Origin of the sequence: Streptomyces sp. CoH27, from assembly GCF_020181035.1 — a bacterium.
Lineage (GTDB): Bacteria > Actinomycetota > Actinomycetes > Streptomycetales > Streptomycetaceae > Streptomyces > Streptomyces camelliae.
In genome coordinates this window covers 105,406-128,010 of sequence record NZ_JAIQYY010000017.1, presented here as the reverse complement: position 1 = coordinate 128,010, position 22,605 = coordinate 105,406, and the positions used below count along the sequence as shown (strand labels likewise).

General features: G+C 70.0%; 9 protein-coding genes. 6 read left to right on the top strand and 3 right to left on the bottom strand.

Going from position 1 to position 22,605, the window contains the following annotated elements; translation table 11 throughout:
* Positions 1-91: 91 nt before the first annotated feature.
* From LE548_RS27785 to sucD, 4 genes are all read left to right on the top strand, one after another.
* Complete coding sequence (locus LE548_RS27785; RefSeq protein WP_225099701.1) at positions 92-1,030, top strand: hypothetical protein; 939 nt, start codon at positions 92-94, stop codon at positions 1,028-1,030.
* A gap of 160 nt (positions 1,031-1,190) precedes the next feature.
* On the top strand, positions 1,191-2,306 hold the full coding sequence (locus LE548_RS27780) for a hypothetical protein (RefSeq protein WP_225099700.1): 1,116 nt from the start codon (positions 1,191-1,193) through the stop codon (positions 2,304-2,306).
* 450 nt (positions 2,307-2,756) lie between these two features.
* On the top strand, positions 2,757-3,938 hold the full coding sequence (sucC, locus tag LE548_RS27775) for an ADP-forming succinate--CoA ligase subunit beta (RefSeq protein ID WP_225099699.1): 1,182 nt from the start codon (positions 2,757-2,759) through the stop codon (positions 3,936-3,938).
* Positions 3,939-3,965: 27 nt separating this feature from the next.
* Positions 3,966-4,850, top strand: a complete 885-nt coding sequence (sucD, locus tag LE548_RS27770; RefSeq protein ID WP_225099698.1) for a succinate--CoA ligase subunit alpha — start codon at positions 3,966-3,968, stop codon at positions 4,848-4,850.
* A gap of 101 nt (positions 4,851-4,951) precedes the next feature.
* Here the strand turns inward: sucD and LE548_RS27765 are convergent, their stop codons facing one another.
* On the bottom strand, positions 4,952-5,806 hold the full coding sequence (locus LE548_RS27765) for an RNA polymerase sigma factor (protein ID WP_374116183.1): 855 nt from the start codon (positions 5,804-5,806) through the stop codon (positions 4,952-4,954).
* Between the two features lie 67 nt (positions 5,807-5,873).
* Between LE548_RS27765 and LE548_RS27760 the strand changes: the two genes are divergently transcribed.
* A complete protein-coding gene (locus tag LE548_RS27760; protein WP_225099697.1) occupies positions 5,874-7,595 on the top strand; it encodes a DUF6350 family protein in 1,722 nt (573 codons plus the stop codon).
* Positions 7,596-7,611: 16 nt separating this feature from the next.
* Here the strand turns inward: LE548_RS27760 and LE548_RS27755 are convergent, their stop codons facing one another.
* Positions 7,612-10,419 carry a hypothetical protein gene (locus tag LE548_RS27755; RefSeq protein ID WP_225099696.1) on the bottom strand — a complete coding sequence of 936 codons (2,808 nt, stop codon included), beginning with the start codon at positions 10,417-10,419 and terminating at the stop codon, positions 7,612-7,614.
* 73 nt (positions 10,420-10,492) lie between these two features.
* A complete protein-coding gene (locus LE548_RS27750) occupies positions 10,493-15,160 on the bottom strand; it encodes a LamG-like jellyroll fold domain-containing protein (RefSeq protein WP_225099695.1) in 4,668 nt (1,555 codons plus the stop codon).
* 401 nt (positions 15,161-15,561) lie between these two features.
* Between LE548_RS27750 and LE548_RS46125 the strand changes: the two genes are divergently transcribed.
* Positions 15,562-22,581, top strand: a complete 7,020-nt coding sequence (locus LE548_RS46125; RefSeq protein ID WP_225099694.1) for a polymorphic toxin-type HINT domain-containing protein — start codon at positions 15,562-15,564, stop codon at positions 22,579-22,581.
* Positions 22,582-22,605 lie beyond the last annotated feature (24 nt).

Genomic DNA, 22,605 nt, shown 5'->3' with positions numbered 1-22,605 from the left:
CCCATCGGTAACAGGGGGTTGCGCGGCCCGAGGCGTGCCGTGCAAGGATCGGCGGAGCCCCTGTCGTGCCGATCCGAGAATGTTCCTCCCCTTGACTTTCACAGCCACCCTCCTCGGTACCACCGTGCGCGTGTTGCGTACGGCGGCCGGGCGGCGTGTGCTCCACCTGGCGTTGCTGGTCGGCGGGCTGTTCGCGCTGGGGTTCGTCTGCGGCGAGCAGGCCCACGCGGCGGACGGAACCGTCCCGGTACCGGTGAAGGCGACTTCGGCGGGGTACGGGGCGGTGGGGCATGAGGGACTGGTGCGACCGGTACGGCCGGTGCGGCATGCACAACCGGCCGTGCCAGTACGGGATGTGCGTACGGTCGGCGAGCAGACCGTCGCGTCCGCGCGGGACGTGGTGACCGCTGTGTCCCGATCCGCGTCCCGATCCGTGTACCGATCCGCGGCTCAGTCCGTGTCGCAGTCACTGCCGCTGTCACTGCCGCAGTCACTGGCCCAGGCCGTGTCGCAGACGGTCTCTCAATCCGCCGAGACGACGCGACCGCCGACCACGATGCACTCCCTGCTCCTGCCGGACCTCGGCCAGGGCGCGGGGGTACCTGTGCTGCCGGTGCCGGGTGCGCAGGCGCCGGCGTCCCACCCGCGGTACCGCGGAGGCCCGGCGGCTCGGCCCACGGCTCCGGCGCCGCGGAAGCACGCCCGCGCCGGGGCCCGTACCGCCGTCACCGCGCCGGCACCGCTCCTGTCGTACGGCCCGGACCTCACCCCCGTGCCGCAGAACGAGGCACGCACGTCCGGGCACCACGGCACCGCTGTCGGCGCCCCCGGTCGCCCTGAGCCCACCCCCGACACGGACGGTGTGCCGGGCAAGCAGGCGGTCGACGGCAGCGCGTCCCGCCACGGTGACGCGCACGCCGTCACCTTCGGTAATGGGGCGGCCCCGCAGCTTGTACCCGGCGCCGCCGCGCGCGTCGACGCGCCCCGGACCCGGGAACGGCACCGGGACATCCCCGTCTTCCCCGGCTAGGCAGTACGGCTGACCTCCCCGCCGCTGACCTGTCGCGCGAGGGCGGAACAAGCCTGCCCGTCCGTCCGGACCCCATCCTCAGTGATCACCTTCAGCGATCTCCTTCAGCGATCTCCGGACGGAAACTCCCCAGCTGTTTCCGAAGGAATAGACGCACGTCATGAACAAGAACATCCGCTGTTCGAGCGTGATGGCCGCCGGTGTCACCGGCGCCTGGGGGCCCGGCTCGGCCGCGGCCAGCGCCGACGAGCTGTCCGCCATCTCCCTCTCCGTCCCGGACTCGGGCGAGGATTCCGTCGCCGGGACCGTCGACGGTGTCCTCACGGGTGTCCACGACATGGTCTCCGGTGTCCAGAACACCGTCCACGGCACCGTCTCCGGTCTGACCGGCACCGCCGCGTCGGCCGCCTCGACCACCACCGACCAGGGCGCGACCGTCATCAGCACCGCCGACCAGGGCGCGGCCGTCATCAGCACCGCCGACCAGGCCGCCCGTTCCGCCGACGCGAACGTTCCGGCCGCCGCGAAGGCCGTGCGGGGTGCCGAGGCCATCAAGGGCGCGCAGGCGGCCCGCGCGGAGCGGGCGCGGACGGCGCGGGTGCAGGGTCGCGTCGGGACTCCCGCCGAGGCTGGCGGCCAGGCCCGCGTGCAGGCCGGTGTCCAGGCCGAAGGGGCGTACGGCGCCGCCTACGGTGTCGCCCACGAGGCCGCGCATGCCGCCTCGGCCGTCTCGACCGCCTCCCGGAACGAGATCGACTACCTCTTCGGCCCGCTCGGCTCCTTCGCCCCCGAGGTGGCGGGCGTCGGGCCCACGGCCCCGCAGGCGGTGACGGACACGTACGGGACGGCTGAGCAGGCCGCCGGGACGGTGCACGGGACCGCCGAGCAGGCCGTGACGGACGCGGGTGCGCTCGCCCGCGGCGTGACCGGCGACGTCCAGCCCTTCGCGGACGGCGCCGTCGGCCCCCTACCACCGCCGGCGCACGGTCTGACCGGCCAGACGGGCGCCTTCACGCACGGGCTGACCGGCCACGCAGACCCCTTCACGCACGGGCTGACCGGCCAGGCAGGCGCTCTCGCCGAAGGCGTGACCGCGCAGACCGGGGCCTTCGCCCACGCGCTCGACGGCACGGTCCACGCGGCCGGCGGTTCGCCGGCCGGGCATGTCGTTGCCGGTGTCGAAGGCGTCACCCGGGTGGCCGTACCGCCGTACCTCCAGGACGCGGCCCGCCTCCAGCACCTGTCCGGCATACCGAATGCCGCTCAGGGCAGCTGAGAGCTGGGCCGAGCAGCCCTCCGCGGGGTGTCCGGACCCGGATGGCCGAATGCCGTCGGTTCGTCCGGCCGGGCCCCCTCGGGTAGGGCGGGTGGTCCCCATTGGGGTGGGGATCAACCGCCGCGGCCCCGGAGCCACCGGGGCCGGACCAGAGGCCTCACCGGGTCAACCCCAGCCCGGTGAGGCCTCGCACATCGAACGAAGCCGACCGAACACAGCCCAACACGGCACGCCGTGCCAGCAGACCAGGCATCATGTGACAGGTATCACCGCTCAGGTGTGACCCTCGATTTAGGGAGCCCCCGCAAGCGGCGATAACCTGCGAGACGGACATGCCGCGCGCTCGGACACCGTGTGCGCCCCCCTTGTGACAAGCGGACGTCACGTTGCCCTTCGCGGCACGCCCACGCATCCAACGAACCGCGAGATCACTGATAGGGACGGAAGCGCGTGGACCTGTTCGAGTACCAGGCGAGGGACCTCTTCGCCAAGCACGATGTACCGGTGCTGGCCGGTGAAGTCATCGACACGCCTGAGGCGGCGCGCGAGATCACCGAGCGGCTGGGCGGCAAGTCCGTCGTCAAGGCGCAGGTGAAGGTCGGTGGTCGCGGCAAGGCCGGCGGCGTCAAGCTGGCCGCCTCCGCGGACGAGGCCGTCGCCCGTGCGACGGACATCCTCGGCATGGACATCAAGGGCCACACGGTCCACAAGGTCATGATCGCCGAGACCGCGCCGGAGATCATCGAGGAGTACTACGTCTCCTTCCTCCTCGACCGTGCCAACCGCACCTTCCTCTCCATCGCCTCCGTCGAGGGCGGCATGGAGATCGAGGAGGTGGCGGCCACTCGTCCGGAGGCCGTCGCCAAGACGCCGATCGACCCGATCGACGGTGTGAACGAGGCCAAGGCCCGCGAGATCGTCGAGGCCGCGAAGTTCCCGGCCGAGGTCGCGGACAAGGTCGCGAACGTCCTCGTCAAGCTGTGGGACACCTTCATCAAGGAGGACGCCCTCCTGGTCGAGGTCAACCCGCTGGCGAAGGTCGCCTCCGGCGAGGTCATCGCCCTTGACGGCAAGGTGTCGCTCGACGACAACGCCGAGTTCCGTCACCCCGACTTCGAGGAGCTCCACGACAAGGCCGCGGCCAACCCGCTGGAGGCCGCCGCCAAGGAGAAGAACCTCAACTACGTCAAGCTCGACGGCGAGGTCGGCATCATCGGCAACGGCGCGGGTCTCGTCATGAGCACCCTGGACGTCGTCGCGTACGCCGGTGAGAACCACGGTGGCGTCAAGCCCGCCAACTTCCTGGACATCGGCGGTGGCGCCTCCGCCCAGGTCATGGCGAACGGCCTGGAGATCATCCTCGGCGACCCGGACGTCAAGTCGGTGTTCGTCAACGTCTTCGGTGGCATCACCGCCTGTGACGAGGTCGCCAACGGCATCGTCCAGGCCCTGAAGCTGCTGGAGGACCGCGGCGAGAACGTCACCAAGCCGCTCGTCGTCCGCCTCGACGGCAACAACGCCGAGCTGGGCCGGAAGATCCTCACCGACGCCAACCACCCGCTGGTGCAGCGCGTCGACACCATGGACGGCGCGGCCGACAAGGCCGCTGAGCTGGCCCACGCCGCCAAGTAAGCACTCAGGACGAGGACACAACACACCATGGCTATCTGGCTCAACAAGGACAGCAAGGTCATCGTCCAGGGCATGACCGGTGCCACCGGCATGAAGCACACCAAGCTCATGCTCGGTGACGGCACGCAGGTCGTGGGCGGCGTGAACCCGCGCAAGGCGGGCACCACCGTGGACTTCGACGGCACCGAGGTACCGGTCTTCGGTACGGTCGCCGAGGCCATCGAGAAGACCGGCGCCAACGTCTCCGTCATCTTCGTGCCGGAGAAGTTCACCAAGGACGCGGTCGTCGAGGCCATCGACGCCGAGATCCCGCTGGCCGTCGTGATCACCGAGGGCATCGCCGTGCACGACTCGGCGTCCTTCTGGGCGCACGCCGGCAAGAAGGGCAACAAGACCCGCATCATCGGCCCGAACTGCCCCGGCATCATCACCCCGGGCCAGTCGAACGTCGGCATCATCCCGGGCGACATCACCAAGCCGGGTCGCATCGGCCTGGTCTCGAAGTCCGGCACGCTGACGTACCAGATGATGTACGAGCTGCGTGACATCGGCTTCTCGACGGCCGTGGGCATCGGCGGTGACCCGATCATCGGCACCACCCACATCGACGCCCTGGCCGCGTTCGAGGCCGACCCGGAGACCGAGCTCATCGTGATGATCGGTGAGATCGGTGGTGACGCCGAGGAGCGCGCGGCCGAGTTCATCAAGAAGAACGTGACCAAGCCGGTCGTCGGCTACGTCGCGGGCTTCACCGCGCCCGAGGGCAAGACCATGGGTCACGCCGGCGCCATCGTCTCCGGCTCCTCCGGCACCGCACAGGCCAAGAAGGAGGCCCTGGAGGCCGCGGGCGTCAAGGTCGGCAAGACCCCGACCGAGACGGCCAAGCTCGCCCGCGAGATCCTGGCCGGCTGAACAGCGCCGCAGCTGAACGCTGAACAGCGCCGTAGTTGAACAACGCCATAGAGGCACGCCGGTAGGCCCGTTCCCCGCGGTGGGGGCGGGCCTACCGCCGTTCACCTGGCCAACGGCACCAGCCGCTCCGGGCCGCTCCGCTCCGACGTGCTCAGCTTCGTGCGCAGGGCCTGCACGGCCGGGGACAGCGGACCAGGCGCCACCCGGGGCGGGACTCCCGCGACCGCCTCCGCCGGCGCGACCGGCGGCTCGTAGTGCGTCGGTGCCGTCCGCAGCGTGAGTGCCGTCGCGCCGATGATCGTCACCGTGAACGCGATCGCCACCCGGGTCCAGAAGACGTTGCGCCGCTCGCCGACGGTCCGCACCGCCGTCGGCCTGGGCGCGCGCAGCCGCTCCGCCGAGGCCAGTTCGAGCAGTCGGCGGTGCAGCACGGCGGGGTCGGCAAGCTCCGGGACGCGGGCCGCCACCGCCTGCCGGGCGTGGGTCAGCCGGTTCGCCGCCGCTGGGGTGCTGGCCTCCGTCTCCGCCGCCGTCTCCGGCAGATCGAGGCCCACACCGTCGTACAGGACGAGCGTGCGCCGGTACGACGGCGGCAGCTCCAGCAGGGCGTGCAGTACCGCGCGGTCGGCCGGGTCGGCGGGCGGCGGCTCCGGGTTCCGGTAGCGGGGGCGGAAGCGGTGCCAGGGGGAGAGCGCGCAGTCGTACGCCACCGCCCGCACCCAGCCGCCCGGATCCCGGTCCCGCGCCACCTCGGGCCAGCGCTGCCAGGCCAGCTGGAACGCCCGCTCCACCGCCTCCCGGGCCAGCTCCCGTCGTCCGGTGAGCAGATAGGTCTGGCGTACGAGGGCAGGGGCGCAGAACGCGTACAGCGCGTCGAAGGCCTGAGCGGGCGTCAGGCCCGCATCCGCCTGAGTCTGCGTCACCGTGCGCTGCCCTTCCGTACGAATAAGGAACATAATCATATCTTTAGCGACACTTCCGAAGTTCGCCCGTTACGACGGGAAAGCGTGTGCCGTTGGGAGCATGGCGGGCGTGATCCCGATGACCGCTCGCCGACCGTCGCTGTCGCCCCTGCTGACCCAGCTGCGCGACCGCTCGCCCGGACTCGCCGGGAGCCTCCTGGGCGGTGCCGTCGCCGCCGGACTGGGGCTCGGCTCGTTCGCCGTGCTCATGATGGTGCTGTGGGTCAGCTCGCCGTATCCCGACAGCGGTCCGGGGGGCGCGCTGCACATCGCCGCCGCCCTGTGGCTGCTGGCGCACGGTGTCGAACTCGTCCGCACCGACACGCTCTCCGGCGCGCCCATGCCGGTCGGCGTCACCCCACTGCTGCTGCTCGCGCTGCCGCTCTGGCTGGTGTACCGGGCGGCCCGGATCGCCGTGGACGCGCCGCCCGACGACGCCGAGGACGCACCGCCACCCGTACCCGCCCACACGGTGTGGACGGGGATCGTCCTCGGCTACCTCGCCGTCGGCTGCCCGGCCGCCCTGTACTGCGCAGGCGCCGGACTGCGCCCCGCCTGGCCCTGGGTGACGGCATGTCTGCCACTCGTCGCGACGGTCTCGGCGGCGGCCGGGGTGTGGTCGGCGTACGGCCGCCCGCGCGAGCCTGTGCTGAGTGTGCTGGTGGTGCTGCCGGGGCCGGTGCGGCGGCTGGTGTTCGGCACGGACGCGCGGCGGCGGCTGGGCACGGCCGTACGGGCGGCCGGTGCCGCGACCGCCGCGCTCCTCGGCGGCGGGGCGGCGCTGGTCGGTGCGTCGCTGGTCTGGCACGGCGGGGCGGCGCGGGCCTCCTTCCTCCAGCTGACGGAGGGCTGGACCGGACGGTTCGCGGTCCTGCTGCTCGGGATCTCCCTGATCCCCAACGCGGCGGTGTGGGCGGCCTCGTACGCCCTCGGCCCCGGCTTCACCCTCGGCACCGGACACGCGGTCAACGCGCTCGCCTCCCACCCGCCCCTCCTCCTGCCGCCGTTCCCGCTGCTGGCGGCGGTACCGGACCCGGGCCCCGGGGCGCCCCCCAACTGGGCGGCGGGGGTGGTGCCGGTGGTGGCCGGGGTGACGGCGGGGTGGTTCGTGGCGCGGGCGGCCGTACGGCGGCCGGAGCGGGACGAACCGGCGTCGGCCCGCTGGTCGGCGGCCGGTACCGCCGGGGTGGTCCTGCTGACCGCACTGGTCTGCGCGGCCGTCCTCGCCCTGCTCGCCAGACTGTCAGGCGGCCCCTTGGGCGTGGCCGCGCTGGCCCGCTTCGGCCCGGTGTGGTGGCAGACCGGGGGAGCGGCGGGCGCCTGGACGGCGGTGTTCGCGCTGCCGGTGGCCCTGACGGTACGGGCGTGGCGGCTGTGGGCACGCCGGAAGCGGGACACGGAGATCCCGGCGCAGGGCAGGACGAAGGAGGAGAGCAAGGAGCAGGAGCAGGAGCAGGAGCAGGCGCAGAAGCACGGGAAGGAGAAGGGCAAGGTGAAGGAGAAGGGCAAGGTGAAGGAACTGAAGAAGGCCGCGGGCACGCAGACGGAGACCGCGCCCGCCGGGACCGGCGCCACCACCGGCGAGGAGGAGTTCTACGACGTCCTCCCCGCCGACGACCCCTTCCCCCCGGACTGGCACGACGACCTCGCCCGCGCCTCCCGCTGGGCGGCCCTGCGCGAGGCGGCGACCCTGACCGACACCGGCGACGAGCCTGGCGACAAGTCCGGCGGCGAGTCCGGGGGACACACCAGCATCCCGGTGCCCCCCGCCGAGCCCGGCTGACGCTCGTACGACTACGTCATCGCGCCGTGGTGTTGGTGCCGGTGGCCCAGAGGGCGCCGCCCTTGCCCGGTCCTCCGGTGCTGGTGTAGACGACGACGTTGCCGTCGTTCTGCACCATCGCGTAGGCGCCGGAGTGGCCGTAGGTGTGGCTGGACCAGAGGGCGCCGCCCTTGCCCGGTCCTTCGGTGCTGGTGTAGACGACGACGTTGCCGTCCGTCTGCATCACGGCGTAGGCGCCGGAGTGGCCGTAGGTGCGGCTGGACCAGAGGGCGGCGCCGTCACGCCGGCGGTAGAGCACCAGGTTGCCGTCCGTCTGCATGACCAGGCGGGTGTAGGTGCCCTGTGTCCACCAGCCGGGCTTGAGGGTGGTGCCGCCGTGAACGGTCTGCGAGTGGGCATTGGTGCCGCTGGCCCACAGCGGTGTGGTGCTTGCCTGCTCGTAGACGACGATGTTGCCGTCGTCCTGCACGGTGGCGTACGCGCCGGGCGCGCCGTCCGCAGGGCCGGACCACAGGGCGCCGCCTCTGCCGGGTCCGCCGGTGCTCTTGTAGACGACGAGTTCGCCGTCGTTCTGCATCACCGCGTACGCGCCGGTGTTGCCGCTCGTCCCGGTCGACCAGACCACCTGGCCGGCGCCCTTGCCGGTGTTCAGGCGGGCCACGAGGTTGCCGTCGGTCTGCATGGTCAGCGTCATGGCCGAGCTGCTCAGGCTGTGTCCCGGGGCGAGCTGCTGGCCGGGGTACATGAAGGCGCCCGCGGCCGGTGCGGGAGTGGAAGCGGGGATGTGCGGGTCGACGAGGTGGACGTTCTTGCCGCTGTCCAGGTAGGCGATGCCGCCCTGATACTTGTCGACGGCCCAGGTCACCCGGCGGTCGTCGGCGACCGGTCCGGTGGGCAGGTCGGCCAGGTCGGTGGTGGTGGGGGTGTCGGTGTGGACGTCGGTGAGGGTCAGCTTGCCCGCCGACGTGTCGTGCTCGACCACGAATCCGTCGCCGAGCTGGGCGAGTCCGGCGGGTACGGGGATGTCCTTGCCGGTGGCCAGGTCGTGCACGCCGGCCGGGCCGGACGGCCCGCAGGACCAGTACACCCAGTGCTGGGCGGCGGCCTGCAGCTCGCTGGGCACGCAGGGGGCGTCGGTCGTCACGGTCTGGACGGTGCGCCGGGTGGTGAGGTCGATCTGGGTCAGCGTGCCGGGGGTGCTGCCGGGGACCCACACGGTGGTGCCGGACAGTGCGGCGGCGGATATGGGGCGGGTGAAGAGGACGTGGCTGGTGCCGCCCGCACCCGGGTCCACGTCACCGATGTACTGCTTCTTCGTGGAGCCGCCGTCGTAGACCAGGTAGCGGCCCTCGGCGTCGACGAGGGTGCCGCCGGTGGCGCCCGGCGTGACCAGGATCGGGTTCAGGTCGGGGATCTTCACGACGACGGCGTCGCCTTGGACGCTGTCGCCCGGGCGCAGCTGGGAGATGCTCCCGTCGCCGTTGGCGATGGGCGGGTTGCAGGTGGCCGCGGTGTCGCAGTCGGTCGCGGCGAGGGAATCGCTGAAGTCCTGCTGGGGGCCGTAGGAGGGCGGGGAACCCGGCTGGACGCTTCGGTCGTAGACGTAATCCCCACCGCCTGTCCCGCGCTCGACTGTGAACAGCTTCCCGCCGCCGAGGGCCAGGCCGTCGAGAGGGGCGGGTATGGCGGGGTCGGAGTCGACGGCGGTGCCGGTCGGGGTCCCGTCTGGTCCGGCGGTGAACAGGTGGGCTGCCCAGTCGGTGGCGGCCGGGCCGCCGGCGGCGACGACGCCGTCAGGCTCCTGCCTGAGCGTGTTGAAGTAGACGTGGTCCAGGACCGGGGTCATGGTGGCGGAGCCGGACAGTGGCATCGAGTAGAGCGGGTAGCCGAGCGTGTCGTCCGGAGTGAATGGACCGCTGTGTGACGCCAGGTCGGCGATCAGCAGGGAGTCGCCCGCGATGCCCAGGGAGCGCACGTGGCTGGTGTACCCGCTGCCCAGCGGCGCCGCTGGGATCTGAAGGGTGGTCTCCGTTCCGCCGGGGTCGGAGCGGGACACGACGTGCACCTGCCCCGCCGATGACGTCCCGTCGGTTCCGTATGCCGAGTACCAGGCGATGTACTTGGAAGACAGCACGACGTGGGCCAAGGGGGCCAGTGGCCCCATGATGGGCGTGACCGTTCCGGTCGCCAGGTCCACCAGCGCGAGCCGGTTCTCGGTGGTGCCGTTGGTGCTGTCGGTGTAGCGGATCACCACCGAGTCGGCGTCCCCGGCCAGCACCGGCGTCTGCAGCGTGGCGCCCGCGGGCCAGCCGGTGACCGGTGCGTCGGTCTGCTGCCCGTTCGCCGTGCCGAGCACATGGAAGCCCGTCACCGTTCCATCGGCGGCCCTGGTGACGGTCAGCACGCGCGAGCCGAACGTTCCCAGGTAACTCTGGCCCGGACCAGGGGTGATGGTGATGGTCGTGTCCGCGTCCATGTCGTGCAGCTGGTACCCGTCGGCCGACGGGGTCGCCATCACGTCGGAACCCGCGCCCCGGTACCCGGGCGCCAAGTTCCCCGTGACCTGCGGTACCGGGATGTCCGGTCCGCCCGCGTACTTCGTCCACACGAAGGTGGACTGGGTGTCGGACCGGTGCAAGAAGCCACCGGTGCCCGCGAAGACGACGTTGTCCTTGGGCGGGTTGTTCAGCAGCGCGGCCGGTACGACCGTCTCGCTGGGCGAGTCGGCCGAGGCCGGGGCCGCGGTCAGAGGCAGGGCCCCCGAAGCGAGGGCGCATGCCGCGGCGACCGCGATGCATCCGCTCCTCAGGGTGTGCTGGGTCACCCGTTCCTCCTTGGGAATGAGCCGGACCGGGCCCCCTTGGAAGGTGCCCGGTCCGGTCGTGGTCGGCGTGTCGTTACTGGTCGGTGTAGCGGCGGACAGGCGATGCGAGGCCGCCGTCGTTGTTGCTGTCGGCGGTGAGGGTGAACTCAGCCGGAATCTGGGTCGGGTAGTCGTAGTACAGGGCGAGGTCGGCCTTGCCGTCGCCGTTGAAGTCACCGGCGGTCATGAACCGGGTGTTCGGTCCCCAGTCGCTCTGCGACCACACGGTGCTGGGGGAGGAGGCGCCGGCGGGCAAGGTGAGGATCGCGTCGTGCTGGTTGTTGTTGTCCGCGTAGTTGTAGAACAGGGCGATGTCGGCCTTGCCGTCGCCGTTGAAGTCACCCGCGGTCATGGACTTGGTGTTGGGGCCGAAGCTGGTGTCGTCCCAGATCTTGGCCGGTGCGGACAAGGCACCGGCGGTGCCCGCGGTCATGGTGAAGATCGCGTCGTGCTGGTTGTTGTTGTCCGTGTAGTTGTAGAAGAGGGCGAGGTCGGTCTTGCCGTCGCCGTTGAAGTCCCCGGCCGTCAACATCTTCGTGTTGGGGCCGAAGGCGGTGTCGTCCCATTGCTTGGCCGGCGTGGCCAGAGCGCCGCTGCCGGAGGACGCGGCGGTGAGGGTGAACACGGCGTCGTGCTGACCGTCGCTGTAGGTGTAGTACAGAGCGAGGTCGGTCTTGTGGTCGCCGTTGAAGTCCCCGGCCGCCATGAACTTGGTGCCCGGACCGAACGCGGTGTCGTCCCACTGCTTGACCGGGGAGGTGAATCCGCCGCCGCCCGTCGACGTGAGCGTGAAGATCGCGTCGTGCTGGCCGTCGCTGTAGTTGTAGTACAGAGCGAGGTCGGTCTTGCCGTCGCCGTTGAAGTCGCCCGCGGCCATGGACTGGATGCCCGGCCCGAAGACCGGGTCGTCCCAGACGAGACGGACGGGCTGGAAGCCGCCGTCACCCGCCGAGTCGGCCAGCGCGACGGTGATGGCGTCGTGCCCGCTGCCGGCGTCGATGAGGTGGGCGACGTCGGTCTTGCCGTCGCCGTTGAAGTCCCCCGTCGCCTGGGCGATCACCGTGCCGGAGGGGACGTAGGGGACGTCGGCCAGGGCGGCGATCTGCGGGGCGGTGAGGGCCTGCTGGTAGGTGGTCACGTCCGCGACGCTGCCGGTGAAGGCGGCGCTGCCGTTGCCGTTGCCGATGACGAAGGCGCCGGTGGCGTTCCACTTGGTGGTGTGGGTGGCGGTCGCCGCCTGCTTGCCGTTGACGTAGAGGGTCATGGTGCCGGCTGAGGCGTCATAGGTGGCGGTCAGCCGGGCCCAGGCGCCGATCTGGGCGGTGAGCCCACTGGCCGTGGCGGTGTCCGTGGTGGCGGACGTGGAGTCGCTCTGCGCCATCTGGAACCGCCAGGTCTTGGACGCCGCGTCGGAGTAGACGGCGAAGCCGGACGTGCTGGATCCCTTCTGGCTGAGGACGGTGCCGCCGAGGGACTCGGGCTCGACCCACGCGGAGACGGTGAAACTGCCGTTGGTGGTGACGGCGGGGCCGCTGGTCTTCAGTGTGCCGGTGCCGTCGAAGTGGGCGGCGGCGGAGAACAGGTCGCCGCTGGCCCAGGTCGCCCCGCCACTGCCGGTCGCGCTCAAGGCGCCGGTCGTGTCCCGGGCCGTGGAGATGGCACCCGTCTGGGCGTCATTGAGGGGCCAGGTGTCGTGGGCGGCGGTGAGGGTGTCGAGGTTCTGCGTGAGCGTGGCCGACGTGGTGGTGGACAGGTTGGTGAACAGGTTCGCGGTGGTGGCGGCGCCGGCTCCGGTGGTCCACAGGTCGGGAGTGCCGTCGCCGTTGATGTCGGCTGCCTGCAGGGTGAGGGCCGCGCCGGTGTGGAAGCCGGTGGCAACCGGGTAGTCGGTGTAGGTCAGGGTGCCGCCGTAGGGGTCGGCGGAGAGGTTCTCCCACAGGTCGAGCCGGCCGGTGGACTTGTTCCACAGGAACATGGCCGTGCTGCTGCCGTTGCTGCCGGGCACCTGCATGGTGGCCAGCTGCCAGTTGTTCCAGTCGGCCGTGCCGTCCGGGGTGTTGACGGTGAGCGGCCAGGCCATCCAGCTGCCGAGGATGCCCTGGGCCTGGTAGATGTTCAGCGCGTAGCCGTTGGTCGCGTCACCGGAGACGCCGATGAGGTCCGGGTACGGGCTGCCGCCGGCCGAGGTCGTGCCCGCGGCGCCGAGCTGGAGGGGGCTGTCGCCGTTGAAGTCCTGAAGGCTCAGCGAGGTGATGTTGTGGACGTCCTCGTTGTAGCGGGTGGCGAGAGGCGAGCCGTCGCCGTTGCCGTTGATGATCGCTCCGCCGCCGGCATTGCTGCCCGTGGGGTAGTAGACGAGGACGTCCTGGAATCCGCTGCCGGTGAAGGGTCCGGTGAACGCCATGGCGCCGTCGAAGTCGGACGGTGAGCCGGCCGTGTTCAGTCCGCTGCCGTTGGCACCGATGTCGCTCGGCGAGGACACCACGTGCCCGTCACCGGTGGTCTTGCCCGTGTCGGCCTTGCCGCCGGCCAGCCACAGCCCGGAGGGCAGTCCGTTCTGGTGGCCGACGGTCAGCAGGTCGGGGATGTTGTCGCCGGTCAGATCGCCGTCGCCCTGCGGGCTGGCGGGGTTGGCGGAGTTGAAGGTGACGGACGCGGTGTCGCCGTAGTTGGACCCGGCGGACAGGCTGGACACCGACAGGACGTTGGTGTGCCGGGTGGGAGTGACCGAGATGGTGGCGTTGCCCGAGGAGTTGGCGATGACGTTCACCGGGGCGCCGCCGTTGAGCTGGTACTCGTAGCTGGACGGCGTGGTGCCGGTGCCCGGCGGGGCGATGGCGACGGTGAACGGCTGCCCGATGGTGGTGCTTCCGGGCTGGGCGATGACAGGGGTGCCCGGCCGGGTGGGGTCGAAGGAGAAGTGGCAGGTGGTCGACGTGCTGCCCCAGTACTTGAAGTCGCTGACCGCGACGTTCCAGTCGAACTCGGTGACCTTGCCGCCCGCGGCCTGCTCCAGCGTGGCCTTCGGGATCACATACACGGCCGTCGAACCGGACTGGCCGGTCAGGGAGTTGGAGTCCGACTGGGCGATGACGGTGCTCGTGTTGCCGTGCGGGAAGAGCTGGAAGTGCGCGCCGAGCGAGCCGCCGTCGGGGTCGGACATGCCCGCGTACAGGGTCACGTTGCCGTCACCGACGATGGCGTCGTCCTGGCAGGACGTCGACGGTGACGTGGTCAGGTGGGTGGGGGTGTCCGGCTTGTGGTCGTACGTGGTGGACACGGTGATCGTGTTGGCGAACTCCTTCCACCCGTACTTGTCCGTCTCGTCCCCGGCCTCCAGCCCGAAGGTGAGGTTGCTCGTCTTGGCGTTCGCCGCGCTCTGCATGACGCTGCCGATGTCGAAGCCGACGCCGGCGGCGGGGCAGGAGGAGTCCCAGCCGTGCGCGACGGTCTGCGAGCCGACCTCACTGATCATGCTGGGCGGGTTGTCCCACGTCGTGGACGAGGAGATGGTGCCGGTCTTCCACAGCTGCACCGGGGTGGCCGTGCACGAAGGAGACCATTCCTCGGTGAAGTTGAGCTGCGAGGACAGCACGGTGGAACCGTAGATCTGGGAGGGCACGCCGATCTGCACGAAGGAGCGCGCGGTGAAGGTGGGTGAGTCCCAGTACTGGTCGCCGACGCGCAGCAGGTCACTCGACTTCCAGTAACTGGAGCTGTGGTAGTAGGAGTTGGTCTGTGTCCAGGCCTGGCGGGGGCTGGAGGCGGACGGGGCGTTGAAGTCGGGGTCGATGTAGACCGGGTACACCGTCCTGTGGCCCCTCAGCAGTGACCCCGGAGGCGTCAGCGCGATCCCCTTGGCCGTGACCTTGGTGGCGATGCCGGCGTGGTGCGCACCCTTGCCGGGGCCCTGGGCGGACGAGTTGACGGGCTGGCCGCTGGCACGATCGACGTCACGGCCGGTGAGCGGGTCGTGGACCACCGACGCGGCGGAGACATGGGAGGAGGCGGAGTCCCACATCTGGGGCGCGGACGCGGTGAAGACCGGGTGCCTTCCGCGGTCGGCGGCGGTGATGTTCCCGGCGTGGTCCGCGGAGACGGTCACCCCGTGGGCCCGGGTGGCCAGGGTGAGCTGCGCAAGGGCGGGGTTGGCTGCCGCCTGGGCGTTCTTGACGGCCAGGACCTCGGAGAAGCCGCCCTGGGCATCGGCGGTGACGATCAGGTCGACGCCGCTGAGCACGTCGCGGTAGGTGGCCGTCGCCCCGGACAGGGTCGGGGCCGGCAGCCGCATGGGCAGACTGAGCGCCAGGCTCCTGCCACGGCTGTCCATGACGGCCAGCGGACCCGAGCCGCCGCCCGACAGGGTCAGATCACTGCTGGTGACCGCGGTGGCGATGCTGCCGTCGGCGTTCTTGTGCAGCGTCGGGTCGAGGGTCTTCCAGGTGTGCCCGAACCGCTTGCGCGCCGGAGCGAGCGACTGCGTGAGGGTGAACGTGCCGTTGGGATGCGCGGTCAGCGTACTGCTGTCGGTCGTCGCGGCCGTCGCGGCGGTGTCCTTGCCCGTCTTCCGCGCCTTGGCCGACGCCTCCTCGGCCGTCAGTCCGAAACTCGCGGCCGTGCCTGCCTTGTGGGTGGAGGACGAGAGGGCGGCCGCGGAGGCCGAAGCCACAGGGAGTGCGCTGATGCCTGCGGCCAGCGTCATGACCACGACGGGTGCGCTGACCGCGCGCCATATCGCCTGTCTTTGAGGAGGGGAGGAGGACACGTCGGACCCTTCTGCTGTGGCCGGGCCGCTCCCGGGCCAGCGTCAAGGTAGATGACCGCCACGTGCCCGCCTCCGGGGGTAAGGGAGGCCACGCGACAATTGATCGATTCTTTTCATGATCGGGGGAACTCTTTGCGATCTTGTTGATGGCTCTTTCTTCGTGTTCATGGTCATGCCATGGAAATCTCTGACCTCGCGTGTGCAGAAGGCGTTCAACTCTGCACCGATTGTGTGCGTCTTGCGACGCTTTTCTGACGAGGGGTCAACCGATGTCCGTGTGGGGTGGGAAGCGGCGCGCCAGCCGCTTGCGCAGATCCGGTTGGGTTGTCTTCCTCGCCGTGGGATCCCTCTTCGCCTCCGCGGGCACGGCCGGTGCGGACGCGGTGCAGCGCACCGCGCACCACCACGCATCCGCGCCCGACCTGCACGCCGCGCCGTCGGTGAAGGGCGTCAAGCCCGTGGCGGCGCACTTCGCCAAGCCGCACAACCAGGCGACCCGGCAGTACCGTCCCACCGCGACGACCCTGCCGAAGCCGCAGACCGTGACCCTCCCCGTCGCCGCGGCGGTCAAGTCCCTTGCGGCCGGGCACGGTTCGTCCCGCGTGCCGCTGTCGGTGGAACAGGTCGCACCCAAGCACGGCCGCTACTCCGGTCCGTCTGCCGCCAAGGTGACGGTCAAGTCCCGTACAGAGGCGGCGAAGGCGGGCGTGAACGGTGTCCTGTTCACCCTCGCACCCTCCGGCAAGGGCAGCGGCACGGCACAGCTCAGCCTGGACTACTCCGGCTTCGCGCAGGCCTACGGTGGCGCCTTCGGCTCCCGGCTGCACCTGGTACGACTGCCCGCCTGCGCCCTGACCACCCCGCAGCGCGCGGCCTGCCGTACCCAGACGCCCCTGCGGTCGAAGAACGACGCGCGGAGCAAGTCGGTGTCCACATCGCTGCCCCTGGGCGGCACGTCCATCGGCACGTCCAGCGGCTCGTCGATGATGGTGATGGCCGCTGTGTCCGGATCGGGTGGCGGGGACGGGGGCGGCCCGTCGGGGTCCTACGCCGCGACCACGCTGAAGCCCTCCGGCTCCTGGTCGGCGGGCGGCTCGTCGGGCTCGTTCACGTACTCCTACCCGATGGCCGTGCCGTCGTCGGCGTCCGCGCTCACTCCCAAGCCGTCTCTCGACTATGACTCGGGTTCGGTGGACGGGCAGACGGCGGCGACGGAGGCCCAGTCCTCCTGGGTGGGTGACGGCTGGAGCACCCCGCAGTCGTTCATCGAGCAGTCGTTCGTCTCCTGCAGCGACAGCCCCGAAGGGACCGCGTCGCCGGTCTCGACCTCGGACGAGTGCTACGACGGCCCGATCCTCACGCTCTCCCTCAACGGGTCGACGACCTCCCTGGTGTGGGACTCGTCGAAGAGCGTGTGGAAGCCGCAGAACGACAACGGCGCGGTCGTCAAGCACGTCACCAACTCGAACAACGGCACCGGCACGTACAACACCGACTACTGGACGGTGACGGAACGCGACGGCAAGGTCTACTCCTTCGGCCGCAACGAACTTCCGGGCTGGGCCTCGGGGAAGGCGACGACGAACTCGGTCGACACGGAGCCGGTCTACTCGGCGCACTCCGGCGACCCCTGCTACAACTCGTCCGGGTTCACCTCCTCGGTGTGCACCATGGCCTACCGCTGGAACCTGGACTACGTCACCGACCTCCACGGCGACGCAATGTCCTACTACTACAAGCAGGACACGAACTACTACGGCGAGGACAACGGAGCCCACAACGTCTCCTACGTCCGTGACTCGCACCTGGACCACATCGACTACGGCTTCACCGACGGGGGCGCCTACGGCACCGTCCCGGACAAGGTGCTGTTCACCACCGGCGACCGGTGCGTGTCGGGGACCTGCGACCCGCTGAACTCCACGACCAAGGCGAACTGGCCGGACGTGCCCTACGACCTGGTCTGCGCCTCCGGAGCGACCTGCGCGGCGCACAGCCCGTCGTTCTTCTCCACCGTCCGCCTGACCACCGTCACCACCGAGCAGTACGCGGCCGCTTCCTCGGCGTACGCGAAGGTGGATTCCTGGGCGCTGACCCAGACCATGCCGACCTCCGGTGACGGCAACGCGACCCTGTGGCTGTCCGGGATCGCCCACACCGGTCAGGACACGGCCGGCGGTGGCAGCACCTCGCCCATCACGCTGCCCAGCGTGTCGTTCACCGCGGTGGACCTGCAGAACCGGGTGGACACGGTCACCGACGGCCTGCCCCCGCTGGACCGCTTCCGCATCTCCGCAATCACCACCGAGACCGGCTCGGTGATCGGCGTGCAGTACGCCCAGACCGCCGCCTGCTCGGCTCCGGTGACGGTGACCCCGGCGTCGAACACCTCATCCTGCTACCCGGTCTACTGGACCCCGCAGGGCTACAGCGCACCGTTCCTGGACTGGTTCAACAAGTACGTCGCGAACAAGGTCACTCAGACCGACCCCACCGGCGGTGCGCCCACGATGGCCACCTCCTACCAGTACGCCAAGCCCGCCTGGCACTTCGACGACAACGAGGTCGTCAAGAAGAAGTACCGCACCTACGGGCAGTGGCGCGGCTATGGGGACGTCAAGACCCTCACCGGTGACGGTGTCAACGACAAGCAGACCCTGGCGGAGACGACGTACTACCAGGGCATGTCGGACGACAACAACACCACCCAGGTGTCGCTGACCGATTCCCAGGGCGGCAGCCACGAGGACTTGAACCAACTGGCCGGGCAGACGCTGGAGTCCACCTCCTACCTGGGCAACGGCGGCCCGGTGGACCACTCCGCCATCTCCTCGTATTGGGTCTCTCCCGCCACCGCCACCCGCTCCCGCTCCGGCCTGCCCGATCTGACGGCGAACACCGTGGAGCCGGTGGAGGCCTGGACCCGGCAGGCGGTGACCGACGGCGGCACCACCACCTGGCGCATCAACGAGACCGACACCGCTTACGACGCCACCACCACGGACGCCGACTTCGGCCTGCAGACCACGCAGTACAGCCACACGGTCCCGGCCAATGCGGCGTACGAGCGCTGCACCACCACCACGTACGCGGCCCCCAATTCCGGCGAGAACCTGGTCGGCCTGGTCGCGAGCACGGAGACCGACTCCGTCCCCTGCGGCGGATTCACCGAGGGCAGCGCGGCGAGCGTCCCGGGCTCGGTCAACACCCTGACCGCCCCGGTGAGCGTCAACCGCCCGGACCAGGTCGTCTCCGCCAGCCGCACCTTCTACGACGACCAGACCATGGCCACCACCTGGCCACAGCCGGCGTCCCCGACCTTCCCGCAGACCTCCGCGCCCACCAAGGGCGACGCATCCGTCACACAGAAAGCCTCCGGTTACAGCGGCGGCGCCTTCACCTGGCAGACCACCAAATCACAGGTGTACGACTCCCGCGGCCGGGTCACCGCCGCGTACGACGCCAACGGCAAGAAGACCGCCACCGCCTTCACCGACGACGCCTACGGCTCGGTGACCGGCACGACCACGACCAACCCCCTGAACCAGAGCACCACCACCACGCTGGACCCCACCCGCGGCCTGCCCCTCACCACGACGGACGCCAACGGCGTGGTCACGACCGTGCAGTTCGACACCCTGGGCCGCACGACCAGCGCGTGGCTGGACTCCCGTGCCACCACCAGCCCGGCGAACTACACCTACAGCTACACCATCTCCAACAGCGGCATCAGCGCCACCACGACGAACAAGCTCAACGACTCGTCCGGCTACCAGACGTCGACCACCCTCTACGACGCACTGATGCGTCCCCGGCAGACCCAGGCCCCCACGCCGCAGGGCGGGCGCATGGTCACCGACACCTTCTACGACACCCGGGGCTGGAAGTCCGCCACGTACAACGGCTGGTGGGACTCCGCCACCACACCGAACACCACCCTGGTCTCCGCGGCCAACCTCAAGGACGAGGTGCCCAACCAGGACTACTTCACCTACGACGGCCTGGGCCGGACGCTGATCGACCTGTCGGAGAAGGACAACGTGGAGGTTTCCCGGACCACCACCGTCTACAACGGCGACCGCACCACCGTCATCCCTCCGTCCGGCGGCGTGACCAAGGCGACCGTCACCGACCCCCTGGGCCGCACGACGGAGCTCGACGAATACACCAGCACGCCCACGCTGAACACCCCGTCGGACACCTTCACCGGCACCTGGTCCGTCACCGGCGGCACCAGCCAGGCCACCACCTACGGCTACGACGACCACGGCAACCAGAACAGCGTCACCGCGGCCGGCAGCACCTGGACCAGCACCTACGACCTCCTGGGCCGCGTCACCGCCAAGGACGATCCCGACGCGGGCCACAGCAGCCTGAGTTACGACAACGCCGGAAATCTGCTGCAGAGCACCGACTCCCGCACCAAGACCATCAGCTTCACCTACGACGCGCTGGGCCGTAAGACCGGCGAGTACGACGCCCCCACCACCGGCCAGTCGACGTCGAACCAGCTGGCCTCGTGGGTGTACGACAACTCAGACAACGCCGTCACGGGCATGAAGTACGCCATCGGCCACGTGACCACGGAGACGGCCTACTCGGGCGGTGCCGCCTACGTCACCCAGTCCAAGGGCTTCAACGTCTTCGGCGAGTCCCTCGGCGAGACCGTCACCATCCCCTCCTCCACCGAAGGCAGCACGCTCGGCACCAGCTACACCTTCCAGCACACCTACACCACGACCACCGGTCTGCCGTTCCGCGACATCTACCCCGCGGCCGGCGGCCTGCCCGCCGAGACCGTCGGCCACACCTACTCCGGCGCCCTGGACCTGCCCTCCGGGCTGGGCAGCACCTCCGGTTACGCCCAGGCGACGGCCTACGACGCCTTCGGCCGGGTCCAGCAGGAGACCATCGGCATGGGCTCCAACGAGGCCTGGATCACCAACACGTACGACCCGCACACCAGCAAGCTGACCGACCAGCTGGTGACGCGCTCCACGGCGACGCCCACGAACGTGGACGAGCAGGCGTACACGTACGACCCGGCCGGCAACATCACCAAGCAGACCTCCACCCGGCTCGGCTCCACCACGTCCACCGAAACGCAGTGCTACCAGTACGACAACCTGGACCGTCTGACCCAGGCCTGGACCGCGACCGACTCCTGCGCGGCGACTCCCACCAGCACGAACTCCTCCACGGTCGGCGACGCCCTGGACACGAAGGGCGCGTACTGGACGAGCTGGAGTCTGGACGCGCTGGGCAACCGCACCGGTGAGGTCCAGCACTCCACCACCGGCGGCACGGACACCACCACCAGCTACGGCTACAACGGCAACAGCACCAACCAGCCCCACACCCTGACCTCGACCGACACCACCGGCGGAGCCACCGCCTCCACCACGGCCACCTACGACAGCGCCGGCAACACCCAGACCCGTACCACCGCCGCCAACGGCACCCAGACCTTCGCCTGGGACGACGCCGGCCGCCTGACCGGCATCACCGGCGGCACCAAGGGCGACAGCCACTACCTCTACGACCCCGAGGGCAACCTCCTGCTCCAGAAGGGCCCGTCCAGCACCACTCTCTACCTGCCCGGCGAGCAGCTCACCCTCGACACGACCAGCGGCACGGTCAACAGCAACCGCTACTACACCCTCCCCGGCGGTGGCCGCGCCGTCCGCACGGGATCCACGGCAAGCGGCAGCACCAGCACCTACACCTTCCAGATCCCCGACCAGCACGGCACGGCGGGCCTGTCCCTGGACTCCACGGCACAGACCCCGACCTGGCGCGAGTTCACCCCGTACGGCGCTCCGCGCGGCACCACCGTCACCTGGAGCGACAACCGCGGCTTCCTCAACGCCCCCACGGACACCAACACCGCCCTGACCATCATCGGCGCACGCCAGTACGACCCCACCACCGGCCGCTTCATCAGCCTCGACCCCCTCTTCGAGGCCACCGACCCGCAGCAGATGGCCGGTTACGCCTACGCGGGCGCCAACCCGGTCACGAACTCGGACCCGACCGGAATGATCCTGCGTAACTCGGACGGCTCGGAGTGCAGCGGCGGCTGGAACGAGTGCGGACCGGGCAGCGTCGATACGAGCGGTGTCGATATGAGCGGGGACAACGGGTGCTCCGGCGAAGGTGACAGCCTGCCCTGGAATTGCTACGGCTTCACGCCTTCCGAGTACGGCAGTGCCGAAACCGACACCTGGCACGGCACGCCTCCCCCCACCTACGAGAACGATCACCTCTCCGACCCCATCGTTGTCCATGTCCCCGTAGCCCCGCACGACAAGGGCACGTCGTGGTGGAAGAGCGGCTTGGACCTCCTCGGGGACGCCGGCAAGTTCATCTACCACGCATCCGGAGCTGCCGACGTCGTCGGCTGTCTGAAGGACCCCAGCTGGGGAGGCTGTACCAAGGCCGCCTTCATGGTGGTGCTCACGGTCGGTACGGGCGGCGAGGACGAAGTCGTCATGATGGGCGCCGACGCCCTCGAAGACGGCGCCGCCGACCTGGCCACCTCAGGCGACGAGCTCATGGGCGTCGCCTGCAAGCTCAGCTTCAGCCCGTCGACCCGGGTACTGATGGCCCATGGCAAGACCGAGGCTATTGCCAAGATCAAACCAGGCGACAAGGTGGAAGCCGGCAACCCGAAGACCGGCAAACACCAAGGCCCCCGCACAGTTCAGCACGTCTGGATCAATCACGACCACGACCTGCTCGACGTCACCATCCGCACCGAGAACGGCCACACCGCCACCGTCCACACCACGGCCAAGCACCCCTTCTGGGACGACACCACGCACGGTTGGGTCCTCGCCGGAAAGCTCCACCGCGGCGACGCCCTCAACACCGCCACCAACGGCCACGTCCATGTCGTCGCCATCCGCACCACCCCGGGCGCGGCAAATCGGTGGAACCTGACCGTCCAGCAGCTCCACACCTATTATGTTCTGGCAGGGGCCACGCCAGTCCTGGTTCACAACTGCAAAGAGGGTGTTGCGACGCTGCATTATCACGGCGAGGGGAACCACTTCAGCATTGAGGTCACGGACGGCGAGACTGTGACGCACACCCATCTCATGCCTCACGATGGAGAAGCCGTCGTCTCTCCATATGACGGCCCGCCGAGCATCATGAGCCGGGACCTCGACCTCCCGAACGCAGAGGCCGCTCTGAAGTTCCAGGAGGAAACCCAGGGGAGCTGGGGTCCATATCATCCGCTGGGGAATAGCTGCCTGACATACTGTGCGAGTGTCCTCAGAGAGGGAGGGGCTGAGGTGCCGGAAGGGAAGGCGGCCATTCCATGGGCGAGGAAGTTCCTTTCTGGTGGTGAGTAGACTCCTCGTTGGCGGAGTGACGGC